Here is a 17,603-nt window from a genome sequence, read left to right on the forward strand (position 1 = left end):
GTGGTGTCGTCACGGTCATCGGGTCGTCCCCACCGAGTCCGCCTCGGACAGCCAGTCGACGATCCCGCCGACGGCCTGCCGGCAGCCACCGCAGCCGGTTCCGGCCCGGGTCGCGGCGACCACCTCGTCGACCGTCCGGGCCCCGGAGCGCCAGCAGCGGACCAGGGTGCCCTTGTCGACGTCGTTGCACTGGCAGACGGTCGCCGCGTCCGGCATCAGCGCCGGGGAGGCGACGGGGGCGGCGGGAGCGCCGAGTGACCGGCCGAGCAGCAGTGCCCGCCGGTCGGTGGGGACCGGGGTGCCCCGGTCGAAGAGCTGCACCACCGTGCCGACCGACGGGTTGTCGCCGAGCAGGATCGCCCCGGTGAGCCGGTCGTGGTGGATGCGCAGCCGGGCGTACGTCCCCCGGGCCGGGTCGCTGAAGGTCAGCTCCTCACCAGGGCCGCCGGCCGGGTCGCCCATCGCGGCCAGGTCGATCCCGGCGGCCTTGAGCCGGGTGACCACCGGCCGGGGCCGGTAGCGGGCGGCGGGGTCCTCGCCGGTGAGCAGCCGGGCCACCACCCGGGCCTGCGCCCAGGCGGGTGCGACCAGCCCGGTCGGGCCCTGGCCGGGCGGGCGGGCACAGTCGCCGATCGCCGAGATCGCCTCGTCGTCGGTGCGCAGCCGGTCGTCGACCTGCACCCCCCGGTCGACGGTCAGCCCGGCGGCGGTGGCCAGGCCGGTGTCGGGGCGCACCCCGCAGGAGAGCACCAGCAGGTCGGCGTGCAGGGCGGTGCCGTCGGCCAGGTCGAGGCGGACCCCGTCGGGGTCGGCGGCCAGCCCGGTCGCCGGGACGCCCAGCCGGGTGGCGACGCCGAGCCCGGCCAACGTGCCGGCGAGCACCGCGCCGGCGGCCGGGTCGAGCTGCCGTTCCATCAGGTACGGGTGGGGGTGGACCACGGTCACCGCGAGCCCCCGGGCGGCGAGGCCACGGGCCGCCTCCAGGCCGAGCAGCCCCCCGCCGAGCACCAGCGCGGTGCGCGCCGACCGGGCGGTGGCCAGGATCCGGCGGCAGTCGGCCAGGGTACGGAAGACGGCCACCCGGGGCGGCAGGGCGGCCGGGTCGAGGCCGGCCAGCGGGGGCACCACGGCCCGGCTGCCGGTGGCGAGGACCAGGTGGTCGTAGTCGAGGTCGCCGTCGGGGGTGCGCACCGTGCGGGCGGCCCGGTCGATGGCGGTGACGGTCGCGCCGGTCCGCACGTCGGTGCCCTGCCCGGCGACCTCGGCCAGCTCCACGTCGGGCTCGTCGACCTTGCCGGCGAGCAGCGTGGACAGCATGATCCGGTTGTACGCCCGGTGCGGTTCCGCCCCGAGCACGGTGACCTTGCGGTCCCCGTTGCGGGCGTGCAGTTCGGTGGCGAGCCGGGCGCCGGCCATGCCGTACCCGACGATCACGATGTGGCCGGTCATGCCCGCTCCACCCGGACCGCGCAGATCTTGAACTCGGGCATTCCGGAGACCGGGTCGAGGGCGTCGTTGGTGACCGAGTTGGCGCGGGCCGCACCGGGCCAGTGGAACGGGGCGAAGACGGTGTCCGGCCGGATGGTCGGGCTGAGCCGGGCCGGTGCCCGCAGCTCACCGCGGCGGGAGGCGACCCGTACCTCGTCGCCGTCGTCGACGCCGAGCCGGGCGGCCAGGTCGGGGTGCAGCTCGACGAAGCCGTGCGGGGCGGCCCGGCGCAGCGCGTCGACCCGTCGGGTCTGGGTGCCGGACTGGTACTGGGCGAGCACCCGCCCGGTGGTGAAGTGCAGCGGATAGTCGGCGCAGACCGGCTCGGCCGCCGGCCGGTGCCGGACCGCGTGGAACCGGGCCCGGCCGGTCGGGGTGGGGAACGTGTCGGCGAAGAGCCGGGGGGAGTCGGGTCCGTCCGGGTCGGGGCACGGCCAGAAGACCCCGTCGGCGGATTCGATCCGTTCCCAGCTCACCCCGGCGTAGTCGGCGACGCCACCGGCGGAGGCCCGGCGCAGCTCGGCGAAGACCACCCTCGGGTCGGTGGGGAAGCGCTCCGGCGTGGTCACCGGGGCCGGACCGTCCGCCGCCCCGGCCGGACCGGTCCCCGGGCCGGCCGGCACCGGGTCGGTGTCGTCGAGGCGGGCGGCGAGGTCGGCGAGGACCGCCAGGTCGGTACGGACGCCGGGGGGTGGTTCGCGCAGCGCCCGGCGGCGCAGCACCCGACCCTCCAGATTGGTCATCGTGCCGTCCTCCTCGGCCCACTGGGCCACCGGGAGCACCACGTCGGCGAGCTCGGCCGTCTCGGAGCGCAGGAAGTCGGCCACCACCAGCAGGTCGAGCCCGCGCAGCCGGGACTCGACCCGGGCGGCGCGGGGGGCGGAGACCACCGGGTTGGAGCCGAAGACCAGCAGCGCGCGGGGGCCGTCGGGGGTGCCGAGCGAATCGAGCAGCTGGTAGGCGGGCACTCCGGGGCCGGGCAGCTCGGCCGGGTCGACGCCCCAGACCCCGGCGACGTGCGTGCGGGCGGCCGGATCGTCGATCTTGCGGTAGCCGGGGAGCTGGTCGGCCTTCTGGCCGTGCTCGCGTCCGCCCTGGCCGTTGCCCTGGCCGGTGAGGCAGCCGTACCCGGAGTGTGGGCGGCCGGGCAGGCCGAGGGCGAGGGCGAGGTTGACGTAGGCGCTGACCGTGTCGACGCCCTTGGCGTGCTGTTCGGCGCCCCGTGCGGTGAGGATGATCGCTGAGGCGGCGGTGCCGAGCGCGCGGGCGGTCGCCTCCAGGTCGGCCACCGGAATCCCGGAGAGCCGTTCCACCTCGGCCGGCCAGTACTCGGCGACGGTACGGCGGACCGCGTCGAAGCCCTCGGTGCGGGCGGCGACGTAGTCCCTGTCGATCAGTCCCTCGGTGAGCGCGATGTGCAGCAGCGCGTTGGCGACCGCGAGGTCGGTGCCGGGCAGCGGTTGCAGGTGCAGGTCGGCCTGGCGGGCGGTGGCGGTGAGCCGGGGGTCGACGACGATCAGCCGGCCGCCCCGGGCCCGCTGGTCGGTCACGTGCCGCATCAGTGGCGGCATGGTCTCGGCCGGGTTCGCCCCGACCAGCAGCAGGGTGTCGGTGCGGCCCAGGTCGGTCAGCGGGAACGGCAGCCCCCGGTCGACGCCGAAGGCGCGCAGCCCGGCCGCCGCGGCGGAGGACATGCACCACCGGCCGTTGTAGTCGATGTGCCGGGTGCGCAGCGCCACCCGGGCGAACTTGCCGAGGGCGTACGCCTTCTCGTTGGTGAGCCCGCCGCCGCCGAAGACGGCGACCGCGTCCCGCCCGTGGGTCCGCTGGACGGTGCGCAGCCCGTCGGCGATCCGGTCCAGCGCGACCTGCCAGCTGGCCGGCCGCAGCTCGCCCGACGGGTCACGGACCAGCGGGGTGGTCAACCGGTCGGGGTGGTCGAGCAGGTCGGCGGCGGTCCAGCCCTTCTGGCACAACCCGCCCCGGTTGGTGGGGAACTGTCGGGGCTGGACCTCGGTCCGGCCGTCGTCGGTGTCCCGCAGGACCATGCCGCACTGGAGTGCGCAGTACGGGCAGTGCGTCCCCACTTCCCGGGGTGGGGGCCCCGTTCGTGTCGCGGCGCGTGCACCGTCTGTCATGTCCGCAAAGCGTGCCGCCGGGCGGTTTCCGACTGGGGTCCCTTCTGTTTCGGTCCTGTCAAGAGCGGTTCACACCGCACGGGTGCATCGGACCGGTCGGTGGGGTCTATAATATGAGACAGATTTCCTAATATTTGGGAGGACGGATCATGGACGTGACGGCGGCCTTCGATGCGGTGGCGGGCTCCTACGATCAGGCCCGCCGTCGGCTCGTCCCCTGCTTCGACGACTTCTACGGCACTGCCGTCGAGGTTGCCGCCCCACCGCTGCGGGCCGCGTCCGCCGCCGGCCGTACCCCCGAGGTGCTCGACCTGGGCGCCGGCACCGGGCTGCTCTCGCTGCTGCTCACCGCGGCGCTGCCCGGGGTGCGGGTGACCCTGGTCGACGGGGCCGCCCGGATGCTCGCGGTGGCCGGCGACGGGCTGACCGCCCGGGGGGTGGCGCACCGCACCGTCGTGGCCGACCTGGCCGACCCGCTGCCCGCCGGCCGGTACGACGCGGTGGTCTCCGCGCTGGCCGTGCACCACCTCGACGACGACGGCAAGCGCGCCCTCTACCGGCGGGCGGCCGACGCGCTCGTCCCCGGCGGGGTGTTCGTCAACGCCGAGCAGGTGGCCGGCCCCACCCCGACGCTGGACCGCCGCTACGACGACGTCTGGCTGGCGCAGACCGCCGCCCGCGGGTCGGACGCCGACGAGATCGCCGCCGCCCGGCAGCGGATGCGGCACGACCGCCCGGCGTCGGTGACCGACCAGTGCCGGTGGCTTGTCGACGCCGGCCTGGTCGACGTGGACTGCTTCTACAAGGCGTGGCGGTTCGCCGTCTTCGGCGGACGCCGGCCGGCCTGACCCGGGCCGTCGGTGCGACGGTCGGGTCATGGGGATGACCTGTGGTCATACCAGGGGTAGGATCGACGGCATGACTGCCAAGGTGACCCTCTCGTTCTCGGACGAGACGATCGAGGAGGCCCGCCGGTTCGCCAAACGGGAGGGCCTGTCCCTCTCCGCCTGGATGGACCAGGCCGCCCGGGAGAAGGCCCTGCGGGAGGTGTTCACCGCGCACGCCGAGGCGGTCGGTCGGGCCGGGCTCGACCTGGAATCCGCCGCCCTCGCCGACGCCCGTGAGGTGGGGATGGTCGCCGACGTGCTCTTCGGTGGTCGCCCGCGTGCTGCGTAGGGGAGAGGTCTGGCGCATCGAGGGCGCCCGGGAACGGCTCGGCCTGGTGATCAGCTCCGACGTCTACAACTCCACCGACGTGCCGATCGTGATCGTCGCCGAGGTGGTCGAGACCGCGCTGCTGCGCGACTCCCCGCTCGCCGTGCCGATGGGTGGCAACGTGGTCATGCCCGACCGGCTGTCCGCGCCGATGAAGAAGTGGTTCACCGAGTGCGTGGACGTCGCCGACACCGAGACCATGCAGCGGGTGACCCGCGCGTTGCGCATCCTCCAGGAGCTCTGACCACCTCACCGCAGGTTTCCGGGCGACGTGCGATTCCCGTTTCCGGAACGACCCAGCCGGGCCACCGCCGGGAAACCGGCACTGCCTACCATCCTCCTCACATCGATGAGGAGGAATCGCCGTGAGCGCGCTCGCCAGCAGCAGCAACCCCGCCGCCGACCCGCCGGGCGTCACCGACGCGCCGCCGGAGGTCGACCCGTCGACAGCCGCCGGCCCGCCGGCCGACCGGGGGGCCGGACGCCGCCACCGGCTCGACGACTGGCGTCCCGAGGACCCCACCTTCTGGCGGACGACCGGAGCCCCGATCGCCCGTCGTAACCTCTGGGTGTCGATCTTCGCCGAGCACGTCGGCTTCTCGGTGTGGAGCCTCTGGTCGGTCACCGTGCTCTTCCTCGGCCCGGCCTACGGCATCGACCCGGCGGGCAAGTTCCTGCTCACCGCCGTACCGGCCGCGCTGGGTGCGGTGCTGCGGCTGCCGTACACCCTGGCCGTGGCCCGCTTCGGCGGGCGGAACTGGACCATCGTCAGCGCGCTGCTGCTGCTCCTGCCGGCGGTGCCGATGACGGTGCTGCTGGAGCCGGGGGTGTCCTATACCACGCTGATGGTGCTGGCCTGCCTCACCGGGGTGGGCGGGGGCAACTTCGCCTCGTCGATGGCGAACATCAACCTGTTCTTCCCCGACCGGCTCAAGGGCCGCGCGCTCGGGCTCAACGCCGGCGGCGGCAACCTCGGCGTACCGGCGGTGCAACTGGTCGGGCTGGCGGTGCTGGCCACCGCCGGGGCCGCGTACCCCCGGCTGGTGCCGGCGGTCTACCTGCCGCTGATCGTGCTGGCCGCGCTCGCCGCCGCCCGCTGGCTGGACAACATCCCGGATGCCCACAACGAGCCCGGCGCGCTGCGCGAGGCCGCCCGCGACCGGCACACCTGGGTGATGTCCCTGCTGTACGTGGGCACCTTCGGCTCGTTCATCGGCTTCGGTTTCGCCTTCGGTCAGGTGCTCCAGCTCCAGTTCGCCGAGCGGTTCCCCACCCCGGTCGACGCGGCCTGGCTGACCTTCCTCGGACCACTGATCGGTTCGCTGATCCGGCCCGTCGGCGGGCAGCTCGCCGACCGGCTCGGCGGGGCCCGGGTGACCTTCTGGAACTTCGTCGCCATGGCCGTCGGTGCCAGCCTGGTGCTCTACGCCGCCCGGGAGCGGTCGTTCCCGCTCTACCTGACCGGGTTCCTGTCGCTGTTCGTCTTCTCCGGCATCGGCAACGGGTCGACGTACAAGATGATCCCGGCGATCTTCCGGGCCCGCGCGACGGCCGAGGCGGAGCTGACCGGCGACCCGGTCGCCGCCCAGCGTCGGGCCCGGCGGCTCTCCGGGGCCCTGATCGGCATCGCCGGGGCGGTCGGCGCCTCGGGTGGGGTGCTGGTGAACGTGGCCTTCCGGCAGTCCTTCCTCGTCTCGGGCAACGCCGACGCCGCCTATCTGGCCTTCATCGGGTGGTACGCGCTCTGCTTCGTGGTGACCTGGACGGTCTACCTGCGGCCCGGCCCGGGTAGGCTCACCGGGGTGTGACCCTGGTCATGCGGGAAAACCGCAGGCCACGCCGGTCGACCCCCCGTTTTGACCAGCTGACGGGGCGGCGGGTATCGTTGCCTGCTGTTGTACGACATCCAGAGGCGTGCCGCTCAGGTACGCTTGGTCGTTCGTGCGCGCTGGTCCGGCCGGGAAGCCTCTGGTCACCTCGGCGCGCGACCCCAGACCGACGACGAGACAAGGTAGACCTGTGCGTACGTACAGCCCGAAGCCGGGTGAGATCGAGCGTCAGTGGCACGTTATCGACGCCTCTGATGTCGTGCTGGGCCGCCTGGCCACCCACGCCGCCACGCTGCTGCGCGGCAAGCACAAGCCGACTTTCGCGCCGCACGTCGACACGGGCGACTTCGTCGTCATCGTGAACGCGGGCAAGGTGGCGCTGACCGGCAACAAGCGGCAGACCAAGGTCGCCTACCGGCACTCCGGTTACCCGGGCGGCCTCAAGCAGGTCGGCTACGAGGAGCTGCTGACCAAGCGGCCCGAGCGGGCGATCGAGCTGGCCGTGAAGGGCATGCTCCCGCACAACAAGCTGGGCCGTCAGCTGATCAAGAAGCTGAAGGTCTACGCCGGCGCCGAGCACCCGCACCTGGCGCAGCAGCCGGTGCCGTTCGAGATCAAGCAGATCGCGCAGTGAGCGAGGGCGAAGGAAACAGCATGACCGACATCACCGAGACCGAGGTTGCCGCGGAAGCCCCCGAGGCCACCGAGGCGCCCGCGCCCGTCGCCCGCGCGCCGCGTGGTGACCGCCCGATCCAGACCGTCGGCCGCCGCAAGGAGGCCATCGTCCGGGTCCGCATCGTCCCCGGCAGCGGCAAGATCACCTGCAACGGCCGCGACCTTGAGGCCTACTTCCCGAGCAAGGTGCACCAGCAGCTCATCAAGGACCCGCTGGTCACCGCCGAGAAGCCCGAGGCGTTCGACGTCATCGCCAACCTGCGGGGCGGCGGCACCACCGGCCAGGCCGGTGCGCTGCGGCTGGCCATCGCCCGCGCGCTGATCGTCAGCGAGCCGGACGACCGTCCGGCGCTGAAGAAGGCCGGTTTCCTCACCCGGGACGCCCGGGTCAAGGAAAGCAAGAAGTACGGTCTCAAGAAGGCCCGTAAGGCACCCCAGTACTCGAAGCGCTGATCATCGACAGCGCGTTGTACTTCTGACGGACGGCCGGGTCCGCCTCCCCCAGCGGGGAGGTGGCCCGGCCGTTCCGTTTGCTCCACTCATCGCAGTCGCACCGGAGGTTGGCGGGTATGGGTCGGTTGTTCGGCACGGACGGCGTACGCGGGCGGGCGAACGTCGACCTCACCCCGGAACTGGCGCTCGCGGTGGCCGTGGCCGCCGCGCACACGCTGGCCGAGTCGGACCGCAGCCACCCGCCGCTGGCGGTGGTCGGCCGGGACACCCGGGCCAGCGGCGAGATGCTGGAGGCCGCCGTGGTCGCCGGCCTCACCAGCGCCGGGGCCAGCGTGGTCCGGGTCGGCGTGCTGCCCACCCCCGCCGTGGCGTTCCTGACCGCCGAGGCCAAGGCCGACCTGGGCGTGATGCTCTCCGCCTCGCACAACCCCATGCCTGACAACGGGATCAAGCTGTTCGCCGCCGGCGGGCACAAACTGCCCGACGAGATCGAGCTGCGGATCGAGGCCGCTGTCGAGGCGAACGCCACCACCGCCTGGGACCGCCCGGTCGGTGCCGGCGTCGGCCGGGTGCACGACCTGCTCGACGGTGCCGACCACTACGTGCAGCACCTCGTCGGCACCGTGCCGCACCGCCTCGACGGGATCAAGGTGGTGGTCGACTGCGCCAACGGCGCCGCCGCCGAGGTCGCCCCGGTGGCCTACCGGGAGGCGGGCGCCGAGGTCATCGCGATCCACGCCGAGCCGGACGGCCTCAACATCAACGACGAGTGCGGTTCCAACCACCTCGACGGCCTGCGGGCCGCCGTGGTCGAGCACGGTGCGCACCTGGGCCTCGCCCACGACGGCGACGCGGACCGCTGCGTCGCCGTCGACGCCGACGGCGCGGAGGTCGACGGCGACGAGCTGATGGCGATCCTCGCGCTGGCCCTGCGCGACGCCGGCGAGCTGACCCGGGACACCCTGGTCGCCACCGTGATGAGCAACCTCGGCCTGCGGCTGGCCATGTCCGCGCAGGGCATCCGGCTGGTCGAGACCAAGGTCGGCGACCGGTACGTGCTGGAGGAGCTGCGCGCCTCCGGCCTCGCCCTCGGCGGCGAGCAGAGCGGACACCTCGTCATGCCCGCGCACGCCACCACCGGCGACGGGGTGCTCACCGGCCTGCACCTGATGGCCCGGATGGCCGCCACCGGCCGGTCCCTGGCCGAGCTGGCCTCGGTGGTCACCAAGCTGCCGCAGGTGCTGATCAACGTGCCGGTCGGGGACCGTACCGTCGGTGCCACCGCGCCCGCCGTCGCGGCCGAGGTCGAACGGGCCGAGGCCGAGCTGGGGGAGACCGGTCGGGTGCTGCTGCGCCCGTCAGGCACCGAACCGCTGGTCCGGGTGATGGTGGAGGCCGGCACCGAGGAGACCGCCCGGTCGGTGGCCGAACGGATCGCCGAGCAGGTCCGCAGCGCCAGCCCCGCCAGCTGACCGGTCTCCGCTCCGCCGCCGGCGGGATCAGTGTGCGGCGGCCAGTCCGCGTAGCCGGGTGACCGCCTCGGTCAGCACCTCGGGGCGCTTGCAGAAGGCGAACCGGACCAGCCGGCGGCCGGCCTCGGCGTCGTCGTAGAAGACCTGGGTGGGCACCGCCACCACGCCGCAGCGTTCCGGCAGGGACCGGCAGAATTCCAGCCCGTCCCGACCGCCGAGGCCGGTGATGTCAGCGGTGACGAAGTACGTCCCCTCCGGGGTGAGCACCGTGAAACCGGCGTCGGTCAGGCCACCGATCAGCAGGTCCCGCTGCCGTTGGAGGCTGTCGCGGAAACCGGTGTAGTAGTCGTCGGGCAGGGCCAACGCCACGGCGACCGCCGGTTGCAGCGGTGCGGCGTTGACATAGGTGAGGAACTGCTTGACCCGCAGCACCGCCGAGACCAGCGGGGCGGGCCCACTGACCCAGCCCACCTTCCACCCGGTGCAGGAAAAGGTCTTGCCGGCCGACGAGATGCGCAGGGTGCGTTCCCACATCCCCGGCAGGGTGGCCAGCGGCAGGTGCGTGGCGGCGGCGTCGGTGAAGACGAGGTGCTCGTACACCTCGTCGGTGACCGCGTACACGTCGTGTTCCCGGCAGAGGTCGGCGACCAGGGCCAGCTCCGGTGCGGTGAAGACCTTCCCGGTCGGGTTGTGCGGCGAGTTCAGCAGCACCAGCCGGGTACGCGGCCCGAACGCGGCCCGTAGCTCGTCCGGGTCGAAGGCGTACCGGCCGTCGTCGCCGGGACGCAGCGTCACCGGCCGCCGTACCGCCCCGGCCAGGGCGACCGACGCCGCGTAAGAGTCGTAGTACGGCTCGAAGCAGATCACCTCGTCGCCCGGCTCGCAGAGCGCGAGGATGCTGGCCGCGACCGCCTCGGTGGCCCCGGCGGTGACGACCACCTCGCCGTCCGGGTCGTACGTCAGGCCGTGGAAGCGCAGCTGGTGCTCGGCGACGGCCCGGCGCAGCACGGGCACCCCCGGACCGGGCGGGTACTGGTTGTGCCCGGAGCGCAGCGCCTCGGCGGCGGCGGCGAGCATCTCGGGCGGCCCGTCGGTGTCCGGGAAGCCCTGGCCCAGGTTGACCGCACCGGTCCGGACGGCGAGCGCGGACATCTCCGCGAAGACGGTCGTCCCGAACGGGCGCATCCGGGCCACCAGCGGGTCGACATCGGTAGGCGTCGTCACGCCCGTCAGCCTACGGCCCGCGACCACCCCCGCCACCAGGGCTCGTCACCACCTTTCCGCCGTTGAGCCGGCTCGCTGCCGCTGGTCGGGTGTGGTCAACGGATCGGGTTGGCGTGGCACTGCACCCGCCAGTCGTCCGGACTGGCCACGTCGGTGACCCGGGGTCGGGTGCCGACGGTGGTGGCGCACCGGAACCCGCCCGGGTTGCCGTCGGAGCGGGCGGCGCTGACCAGCACCCGGTTCGGATCGTCGGTACGCAGCTCCATCCGCCAGGGCAGCCGTACGTTCTCCTGCTGGATGAAGTAGCCGTCCCCGTCGTAGAACTGGAGGTCCACCGGGCCGGTGCCGGTCACCTCGTAGGTCACCGGGTACCGGCCGGGGCCGTCGGCCGGCCGGGTGGCGGGCGCGGAGGGTTGGAACGGCTGCGGTGGGCTCCAGCTCGGCTCGGGTTCGTCGTCGTAGTAACCCCGGCCGTAGGGGTCCTCGGTCGCCGTGTCCGGCCCGGTCCTACCCAGCAGGGCACCACCCCCGCAGAAGCAGGCGCAGCCGACGAGGGCGAGCACCACGACCACGGCGAGCACGATGCCCACCACCGTGCCGACGCCGGTCCGCCTGCCCGCCTGCGGGTATCCGGGGTGGGCGAACGGCGGCGGATAACCCGGCGGCGGCCAGCCGGGACCGGGTGGCCCGCCGGGCCAGCCCGCTGCGGGTGGCCCGCCGGGGATTCCGGGCCAGCCGGCGGCGGGTGGGCCGGCGGGGATTCCGGGCGGGCCGGCGGGCCAGGCGACGCCGGGCGTACCGGGGGCCGGGCCGGAAGAAGGTGAGCCGAGCGGGCCGGGAGGAGCCGGGCCGGTCGGGTCGGGATAGGCGGCACCGGTCTGGTCGGGATAAGCGGCACCGGTCGGGTCGGGATAGGCGGCGGCGGAGGGGCCGGGTGCCGATCCGTGGACCCAAGGGCCGGGGGCCGCCCAGGGCTGTGGGACCGCGAACGGGTCCGGCGGGGCCCACGCGGACGGGCCCGGGGCACCGGCGGGCCCGGGACCCGGGTAGCCGGCTGCCGGAGGCGTCGGGTCACCGGCGGCAGGTGCGGGGTCGCTGGCGGCAGGTACGGAACTGCCGGCCGTAGGTGCGGAATCGCCGGATGGGGGAGTGGGGTCGCTGGGTGGCGACGTGTCGGACATGGCTGCTCCGGGGACGGAAAGGGAGGAAAGGGGCGTGCGGGCCGTCCCAGGGACGTTCCAGGGTCGCCGAGAGACTGTCGTACCGGCGGGCCTGCCGCAACCCCGTACGGCCGGACGGCTGGGACGGTCGTCCGGTTGCCGCCCGTCACCGCCCGATCGCTCAAATTCGGTGATCGTTTGCCTGGCTTCCGCGCACGCGAGGTGAGCGAAACTGGGTTAGGCTGCGAACCATGTGTGGAATCGTGGGTTACGCCGGCGCGCGCCCGGCGCTCGGCATCGTGCTCGACGGACTGCGGCGGCTGGAATACCGGGGCTACGACTCGGCCGGGGTCGCGATCGTCTGCGACGACGAGCTGCTCACCGAGAAGAAGGCCGGCAAGCTGGCCAACCTGGAGAAGGTCCTCTCCGAGCGGGCCGCCACCAACCCCGACGACTGCGCCGCCAGCCCGGTCGGCATCGGCGACGGCACCACCGGCATCGGCCACACCCGGTGGGCCACCCACGGCGGCCCGACCGACCGCAACGCCCACCCGCACCTGGCCCCCGACGGCCGGGTCGCCGTGATCCACAACGGCATCATCGAGAACTTCGCCAAGCTCCGCGCCGAGCTGGAGGACGACGGCGTCCAGTTCACCAGCGACACCGACACCGAGTGCGCCGCCCACCTGCTCTCCCACGCGCTCGCCGAGTTGCGGGCGGCCGGTGGCACCGACGGCCCGCAGCTGCTCGCCGCCGCGATGCGGGTGGTGTGCCGGCGGTTGGAGGGCGCATTCACCCTGCTCGCCGTCGACGCGGCCATCCCGGGTGCGGTGGTCGGTGCCCGGCGCAACTCGCCGCTGGTGGTCGGCCGGGGTGACGGGGAGAACTACCTGGCCAGTGACGTGGCGGCGTTCATCGAGCACACCCGCGAGGCGGTCGAGCTGGGGCAGGACCAGCTCGTCCTGATCACCGCCGACAGCATCGAGATCACCGACTTCGACGGCCAGCCGGCCACCGGCAAGGACTTCCACATCGACTGGGACTCCTCGGCCGCCGAGAAGGGCGGTTACGACTGGTTCATGCTCAAGGAGATCGAGGAGCAGCCGCAGGCCATCGCGGACACCCTGCTCGGCCGGCTCACCGAGACCGGGGAGATCGCCCTCGACGAGGTCCGCCTCAGCGACCAGGACCTGCGCGACGTCGACAAGATCTTCATCGTGGCCTGCGGCACCGCGTACCACTCGGGCATGGTCGCCAAGTACGCCATCGAGCACTGGACCCGGATCCCCTGCGAGGTGGAACTGGCCAGCGAGTTCCGCTACCGCGACCCGGTGCTCGACCGGTCCACCCTGATCGTGGTGATCTCGCAGTCCGGCGAGACGATGGACACCCTGATGGCGTTGCGGCACGCCAAGGAGCAGAAGGCCCGGGTGCTGGCCATCTGCAACACCAACGGCTCCACCATTCCGCGCGAGTCCGACGCGGTGCTCTACACCCATGGTGGCCCGGAGATCGCCGTCGCCTCGACCAAGGCGTTCCTCACCCAGCTGGTCGCCTGCTACCTGATCGGCCTGCACCTGGCCCAGGTGCGCGGGATCAAGTTCGCCGACGAGGTCGGCGCGGTGGTGGCCCAGCTCCAGGAGATGCCGGGCAAGCTGCGGGAGCTGCTGGGTCGCATCGAGCCGGTGCGGGAGCTGGCCCGGGAGCTGAAGTCGGAGCCGACGGTGCTGTTCATCGGCCGGCACGTCGGCTACCCGGTGGCCCTGGAGGGTGCGCTCAAGCTCAAGGAGTTGGCGTACATGCACGCCGAGGGGTTCGCCGCCGGTGAGCTGAAGCACGGGCCGATCGCCCTGATCGACAAGGGCACCCCCGTGATCTGCGTGGTGCCGTCGCCGGTCGGCCGGGGCATGCTGCACGACAAGGTCGTCTCCAACATCCAGGAGGTGCGGGCCCGGGGCGCGCGGACCATCGTGATCGCCGAGGAGGGCGACGAGGCGGTGGTCCGCTACGCCGACCATCTGATCTATGTGCCGCGTACGCCGACCCTGCTCGCGCCGCTGGTCACCACCGTGCCGTTGCAGGTGTTCGCGGCCGAGATCGCCGCCGCCCGGGGGCACGACGTGGACCAGCCGCGCAACCTGGCGAAGTCGGTCACCGTGGAGTAGGACGCCGCTCACCGGCCGAGCACGATCCGGGCCATCCCGTCCAGGGCGGGATTGTCGGGGTCCCAGTAGCCGGTGTGGCCGCCCCGGCCGCTGGGGAAGGTCCGGCCGCCGAAACCCGGGTCGCTCGGGTCGTGCCCGAACCACAGCCGGTGGTCGTCCGGGCGGAACAGCGCGGCGGCGCTGGCCAGCGGCGAGGTGGCCAGCACCGCCCGACCGGCCAGCTCCCGGGGTGGCTCGACCAGCCGGATCACGTCGTCGCCGGCGGTGCTCGACCAGACCTGCCCCGGCGGCAGGCCGAGCGCCCCGGCCCGGTCCACCCCCACCCCCGGTGACCCGACGAAGGCCAGCGCGTCGGCGGCCAACCCGTGGTCGCGGGCGGCGCTGCCCACCACCAGCGAGCCGTAACTGTGCCCCAGCACGGTCTGCCGGGCCGGCGGTCCGTCATGGGTGGCGCGTAGCCCCTCCTGGAAGCGGTGCAGGCCGGGCCCGGCGTCCCGGGCCTGGGCCGGTGAGGACGCTTCGGGCAGGAAGTCGGGGGCGTCGTAGTCCAGCCACAGCACCGCCGCCGTCTCCTCGCCGGGAGCGAGGGCGGTGCACCGGTCCTGCACCCGGGCGGCCCGGCCCAGCTCACCGGGGACGTCGGCGAGGTCGCTCGTCATGCCCGGCACGTAGGTCAGCACCCGGCGGGCCCGGTCCGGGTTGCCCAGCGCCACGATCGCCCGGCCGTCGCCGCGCGGGTCGAGCCCGAGCAGGTACGCCCGGGGTCCCGTCGTCGCGGCGAGTCGTCCGGCGAGCCCGTCCAGGGCGGCCAGCGCCCGGTCGATCCGGCGCAGCCCGGAACGCCCGCCCGACCCGCTGGCCGACAACGCCCGGCGTTCGGCCAGCAGGGCCTCCCGGTGCCCGGCCAGCAGCAGCCGGTTCGCCTGGTCCCGGGCCGCCGCCGGCACCCCGTCGCGGGGGCCGGTCCGGGCCGGTTCGTGCAGCACCAGCCAGCGTCGTTGGGCCGGGGTGAGACCGTCCCACCAGGCGCGGACCGCTGCCGGGGTGGCATCGTCGGCCGGCCGGCCCGGTGGTGGCCGCTGCACCCAGCCGGTGCGGGCCGCCCCGGTCAACTCGGCCAGCCGGCCGGCGGCCTCCCGGTCGGCCACGTCGGCCAGGGCCAACGCCTCCCGCAGCGCCACCGCCACCTGGGCCACCGCCGCCGGCGATCCCACCCCGCCACCGTTGCCACCACCACCGGTCCCACGGCCACCGGGACCGCCATCAGGCACTCCCGTGCCGGCGCGGGGGCCGGGGGAGTGGGCCGCGCCGGCACCACCCGCCGGGGCGCGGTGGGCACCAGTCCCGGCCGGCAGCCCGCCCGATTCGGGGCCGCGCCAGGTCGGCGGGACCGCCCGCAGCCCACCGTGCCGGTCCACCGCCACGCCGGTACGGTCGGCCAGCGTCACCGCCTCGGCGAGCCGGGCCTTGGCCACCCGCAGCCGACCGGCGAACTCGGCGAGCACCTGATCGGTCTCGACCAGCGCCGGCAGGATGGTGCCCAGCTCCGCGCGCAGCCCGTCGAGCCGGGCACCGGCCCTGGTGGCCGCCCCGCCCGACCAGCCGGCCCGCAGCGTCGTCGCCTGCTCGGCCAACCCGGACCGCCGTCGGGTGACCGGCGCGTCCAGCCCGCGCCAGGCCACCCCCGCCGCCGCCCAGTCGCCGGGGGAGGCGGCCCAGAGCTGGGCGTACCCGATCATCGGGGTCGACCGGCCAGTCGCCCGGCGGCCCGGTCGTCGGCCGCCGCGTACGCCTCGGCGGCGGCCCGCAGCGCGGCACCGGTCTCGGCGACCCGTACGCCGAGCACCCCGTGCCAGGCGTGCACCGCCGACTCCAGCCCGGCCAGCGCGGCCCCGGCCCGCCAACCCGGCGCGGACAGCACCAACCCGGGGTGACCCGCCAGCCCCCGGGCCAGCGTGTACGCCTCGTCGGCCAGCCCACCGGCCGCGGCGCGCAGCACCGGCAGGTCCACCCGCACCGGCTCGTCCGTCATCGTCCGCCTCCCTGCCTCGGTCGGCCCGCCGCCGTGACCGTGCCGCCGACGCTAGGTGGCCGGGCGGCCCTCCGGCGGGCCCTGTGGACGACGGGCATGGGTCGTACGTCCGGGTTGTCCACAGGTCTTGCCGGCCGCGACGCCGGTGGCTAATCTGCCGCCCGCACCGCCGGTAGGGTGATCTCGACCACGGCAGACGCGAGCGACCGGGCCGGCGGCGAAGACGGGGGCGGCATGAGATCGGTGTGGCGGGTGTCGGACGTGCGCGCGGCGGAGGCCGGCCTGATGGCCGCCCTCCCGCCCGGGACGCTGATGCAGCGGGCGGCGGCCGGGTTGGCCCGGCGGTGCGCCCTGCTGCTCGCCGACCGGGGCGGGGTGTACGGCGCGCGGGTGCTGCTGCTGGTCGGCAGCGGCGACAACGGCGGCGACGCGTTGTACGCCGGTGAGCGGCTGGCCCGCCGGGGTGCCCAGGTCGCGGTGCTGCCGACCGCCCCCGGGCGGGCGCACGCCGACGGGCTGGCGGCGCTGCGGGCCGCCGGGGGACGGCTGGTCGACGCCCCGCCCGCCACGGTCGACCTGGTGCTCGACGGGATCGTCGGGATCGGCGGCACCGGCGGGCTGCGGGACGCCGCCGACGAACTCGTCGCCGGCCTGCCCGAATTGCGGGGCCGCGACGGCGGCCGGGCCACCGTCGTCGCGGTGGACGTGCCCAGCGGGGTGGCGGTGGACACCGGGGACGTGCCGACGGACGGGGTGGGCCGGCCCCGCGCGGTGCGGGCCGACGTGACGGTGGCGTTCGGCGCGCTCAAGCCGGCCCTGGTGGTCGGCCCGGCGGCCCCGCTCGCCGGGCAGGTCGAGTTGGTCGACATCGGGCTCGGGCTGTGGCTGCGTGGCACCCCCGCGCTGCACGTCACCGAGTGGTCGGACGTGCGCGACTGGTGGCCCCGCAGCGGCGCGTCCTCGGAGAAGTACCGCCGGGGCGTGGTCGGGGTGGCCACCGGGTCGCGGACCTACCCGGGGGCGGCGGTGCTCTCGGTGGGTGGCGCGCTGGCCGGCCCCACCGGGCTGGTCAGGTACGCCGGCGGCGCCCGCGACGAGGTGGTCCGCCAGCACCCGTCGGTGATCGCCACCGACCGGGTCGCCGGGGCCGGCCGGGTGCAGGCCTGGGTCTGCGGCTCCGGCCTCGGCACCGACGAGCAGGCCGGCGCGGAGCTGCGCGCGGTGCTGGCCGCGCCGGTGCCGGTGGTGCTCGACGCGGACGCGTTGACCCTGCTGGTGGACGGTTCGCTCGCCGGTCGGCTGCGGGACCGGGACGCCCCGATCGTGGTCACCCCGCACGACCGGGAGTTCGCCAGGCTGTGCGGCGAGGAGCCGGGGGCCGACCGGGTCGCCGCCGCGCTGCGGCTGGCCGCCTGGATGAACGCGACGGTGCTGCTCAAGGGGGACCGCACGGTGGTCGGCACGCCGGACGGCCGGGCGTACGTCAACCCGACCGGCAGCCCCGCGCTGGCCACCGGGGGCACCGGCGACGTGCTGGCCGGGCTGCTCGGGTCGCTGCTCGCCGCCGGGTTGGCCCCGGAGCGGGCGGCGGCCGGGGCGGCGTACCTGCACGGGTTGGCCGGGCGGGAGGCGGCCCGGGGCGGCCCGGTGACCGCGCCGGACGTGGCGGCCGCACTGCGTACGGTGGCGGCCCCGCTGCTCTGACCGGCGGCCGGGTCGGCGTCCACCGACCCGGTGATCACCGACGCCAGT

General features: G+C 74.7%; 15 protein-coding genes. 9 read left to right on the top strand and 6 right to left on the bottom strand.

Going from position 1 to position 17,603, the window contains the following annotated elements; genetic code table 11:
* Positions 1 to 15 precede the first annotated feature (15 nt).
* On the bottom strand, positions 16 to 1,449 hold the full coding sequence (locus ACWCHM_RS00360; protein ID WP_454221230.1) for an FAD-dependent oxidoreductase: 1,434 nt from the start codon (positions 1,447 to 1,449) through the stop codon (positions 16 to 18).
* The gene (locus ACWCHM_RS00365) at positions 1,446 to 3,626 is read right to left on the bottom strand and encodes a molybdopterin oxidoreductase family protein (protein ID WP_454221231.1); all 2,181 of its coding nucleotides are present in this window, start codon (positions 3,624 to 3,626) and stop codon (positions 1,446 to 1,448) included. The genes ACWCHM_RS00360 and ACWCHM_RS00365 overlap by 4 nt, the downstream gene beginning before the upstream one ends.
* 149 nt (positions 3,627 to 3,775) lie before the next feature.
* Between ACWCHM_RS00365 and ACWCHM_RS00370 the strand changes: the two genes are divergently transcribed.
* The 7 genes from ACWCHM_RS00370 (at position 3,776) to glmM (ending at position 9,270) form a co-directional block, all read left to right on the top strand.
* A complete protein-coding gene (locus tag ACWCHM_RS00370) occupies positions 3,776 to 4,474 on the top strand; it encodes a class I SAM-dependent methyltransferase (RefSeq protein WP_204957729.1) in 699 nt (232 codons plus the stop codon).
* A gap of 70 nt (positions 4,475 to 4,544) precedes the next feature.
* The gene (locus ACWCHM_RS00375) at positions 4,545 to 4,802 is read left to right on the top strand and encodes a DUF6364 family protein (protein ID WP_091241872.1); all 258 of its coding nucleotides are present in this window, start codon (positions 4,545 to 4,547) and stop codon (positions 4,800 to 4,802) included.
* The gene (locus tag ACWCHM_RS00380; RefSeq protein ID WP_204957730.1) at positions 4,780 to 5,085 is read left to right on the top strand and encodes a type II toxin-antitoxin system PemK/MazF family toxin; all 306 of its coding nucleotides are present in this window, start codon (positions 4,780 to 4,782) and stop codon (positions 5,083 to 5,085) included. Before ACWCHM_RS00375 ends, ACWCHM_RS00380 begins: the two co-directional genes overlap by 23 nt.
* Positions 5,086 to 5,206: 121 nt before the next feature.
* Positions 5,207 to 6,649, top strand: coding sequence for an MFS transporter (locus ACWCHM_RS00385; protein WP_454221232.1), 1,443 nt, complete (start codon positions 5,207 to 5,209; stop codon positions 6,647 to 6,649).
* A gap of 211 nt (positions 6,650 to 6,860) precedes the next feature.
* Positions 6,861 to 7,304, top strand: a complete 444-nt coding sequence (rplM, locus tag ACWCHM_RS00390) for a 50S ribosomal protein L13 (protein WP_088647410.1) — start codon at positions 6,861 to 6,863, stop codon at positions 7,302 to 7,304.
* A 20-nt stretch (positions 7,305 to 7,324) separates the two neighbouring features.
* Positions 7,325 to 7,798, top strand: coding sequence for a 30S ribosomal protein S9 (gene rpsI / locus ACWCHM_RS00395; protein WP_204957731.1), 474 nt, complete (start codon positions 7,325 to 7,327; stop codon positions 7,796 to 7,798).
* 116 nt (positions 7,799 to 7,914) lie between these two features.
* The gene (gene glmM, locus ACWCHM_RS00400; protein WP_204957732.1) at positions 7,915 to 9,270 is read left to right on the top strand and encodes a phosphoglucosamine mutase; all 1,356 of its coding nucleotides are present in this window, start codon (positions 7,915 to 7,917) and stop codon (positions 9,268 to 9,270) included.
* A gap of 27 nt (positions 9,271 to 9,297) precedes the next feature.
* Here glmM and ACWCHM_RS00405 read toward each other — a convergent pair whose 3' ends face one another.
* A complete protein-coding gene (locus tag ACWCHM_RS00405) occupies positions 9,298 to 10,494 on the bottom strand; it encodes a pyridoxal phosphate-dependent aminotransferase (RefSeq protein ID WP_204957733.1) in 1,197 nt (398 codons plus the stop codon).
* Positions 10,495 to 10,589: 95 nt separating this feature from the next.
* Positions 10,590 to 11,087: an MmpS family transport accessory protein gene (locus tag ACWCHM_RS00410; protein ID WP_454221233.1), complete on the bottom strand. Its 498-nt coding sequence runs from the start codon at positions 11,085 to 11,087 to the stop codon at positions 10,590 to 10,592.
* An 818-nt stretch (positions 11,088 to 11,905) separates the two neighbouring features.
* Here ACWCHM_RS00410 and glmS point away from each other — a divergent pair.
* Positions 11,906 to 13,819, top strand: coding sequence for a glutamine--fructose-6-phosphate transaminase (isomerizing) (gene glmS, locus ACWCHM_RS00415; protein WP_204957735.1), 1,914 nt, complete (start codon positions 11,906 to 11,908; stop codon positions 13,817 to 13,819).
* Positions 13,820 to 13,827: 8 nt separating this feature from the next.
* On the opposite strand, the gene ACWCHM_RS00420 is transcribed toward glmS, so the two are convergent.
* Positions 13,828 to 15,558 (bottom strand): alpha/beta hydrolase, encoded by a 1,731-nt coding sequence (locus ACWCHM_RS00420; protein WP_454221234.1) that lies wholly within the window; start codon positions 15,556 to 15,558, stop codon positions 13,828 to 13,830.
* Positions 15,555 to 15,851, bottom strand: coding sequence for a hypothetical protein (locus tag ACWCHM_RS00425; protein WP_281902809.1), 297 nt, complete (start codon positions 15,849 to 15,851; stop codon positions 15,555 to 15,557). Before ACWCHM_RS00425 ends, ACWCHM_RS00420 begins: the two co-directional genes overlap by 4 nt.
* Positions 15,852 to 16,085: 234 nt before the next feature.
* On the opposite strand from ACWCHM_RS00425, the gene ACWCHM_RS00430 reads away from it, so the two are divergent.
* The gene (locus tag ACWCHM_RS00430) at positions 16,086 to 17,555 is read left to right on the top strand and encodes an NAD(P)H-hydrate dehydratase (RefSeq protein WP_454221235.1); all 1,470 of its coding nucleotides are present in this window, start codon (positions 16,086 to 16,088) and stop codon (positions 17,553 to 17,555) included.
* Positions 17,556 to 17,603: the final 48 nt, after the last annotated feature.

The organism is Micromonospora sp. SCSIO 07396 (genome assembly GCF_053667945.1).

Excerpts from the sequence above, each read along its gene's own strand:
- ACWCHM_RS00360 (WP_454221230.1), bottom strand. The coding sequence starts at position 1,449 with ATGACCGGCCACATCGTGATCGTCGGGTACGGCATGGCCGGCGCCCGG.
- ACWCHM_RS00365 (WP_454221231.1), bottom strand. The coding sequence starts at position 3,626 with ATGACAGACGGTGCACGCGCCGCGACACGAACGGGGCCCCCACCCCGG.
- ACWCHM_RS00370 (WP_204957729.1), top strand. The coding sequence starts at position 3,776 with ATGGACGTGACGGCGGCCTTCGATGCGGTGGCGGGCTCCTACGATCAG.
- ACWCHM_RS00375 (WP_091241872.1), top strand. The coding sequence starts at position 4,545 with ATGACTGCCAAGGTGACCCTCTCGTTCTCGGACGAGACGATCGAGGAG.
- rpsI (WP_204957731.1), top strand. The coding sequence starts at position 7,325 with ATGACCGACATCACCGAGACCGAGGTTGCCGCGGAAGCCCCCGAGGCC.
- glmM (WP_204957732.1), top strand. The coding sequence starts at position 7,915 with ATGGGTCGGTTGTTCGGCACGGACGGCGTACGCGGGCGGGCGAACGTC.
- glmS (WP_204957735.1), top strand. The coding sequence starts at position 11,906 with ATGTGTGGAATCGTGGGTTACGCCGGCGCGCGCCCGGCGCTCGGCATC.
- ACWCHM_RS00420 (WP_454221234.1), bottom strand. The coding sequence starts at position 15,558 with ATGATCGGGTACGCCCAGCTCTGGGCCGCCTCCCCCGGCGACTGGGCG.
- ACWCHM_RS00425 (WP_281902809.1), bottom strand. The coding sequence starts at position 15,851 with ATGACGGACGAGCCGGTGCGGGTGGACCTGCCGGTGCTGCGCGCCGCG.
- ACWCHM_RS00430 (WP_454221235.1), top strand. The coding sequence starts at position 16,086 with ATGAGATCGGTGTGGCGGGTGTCGGACGTGCGCGCGGCGGAGGCCGGC.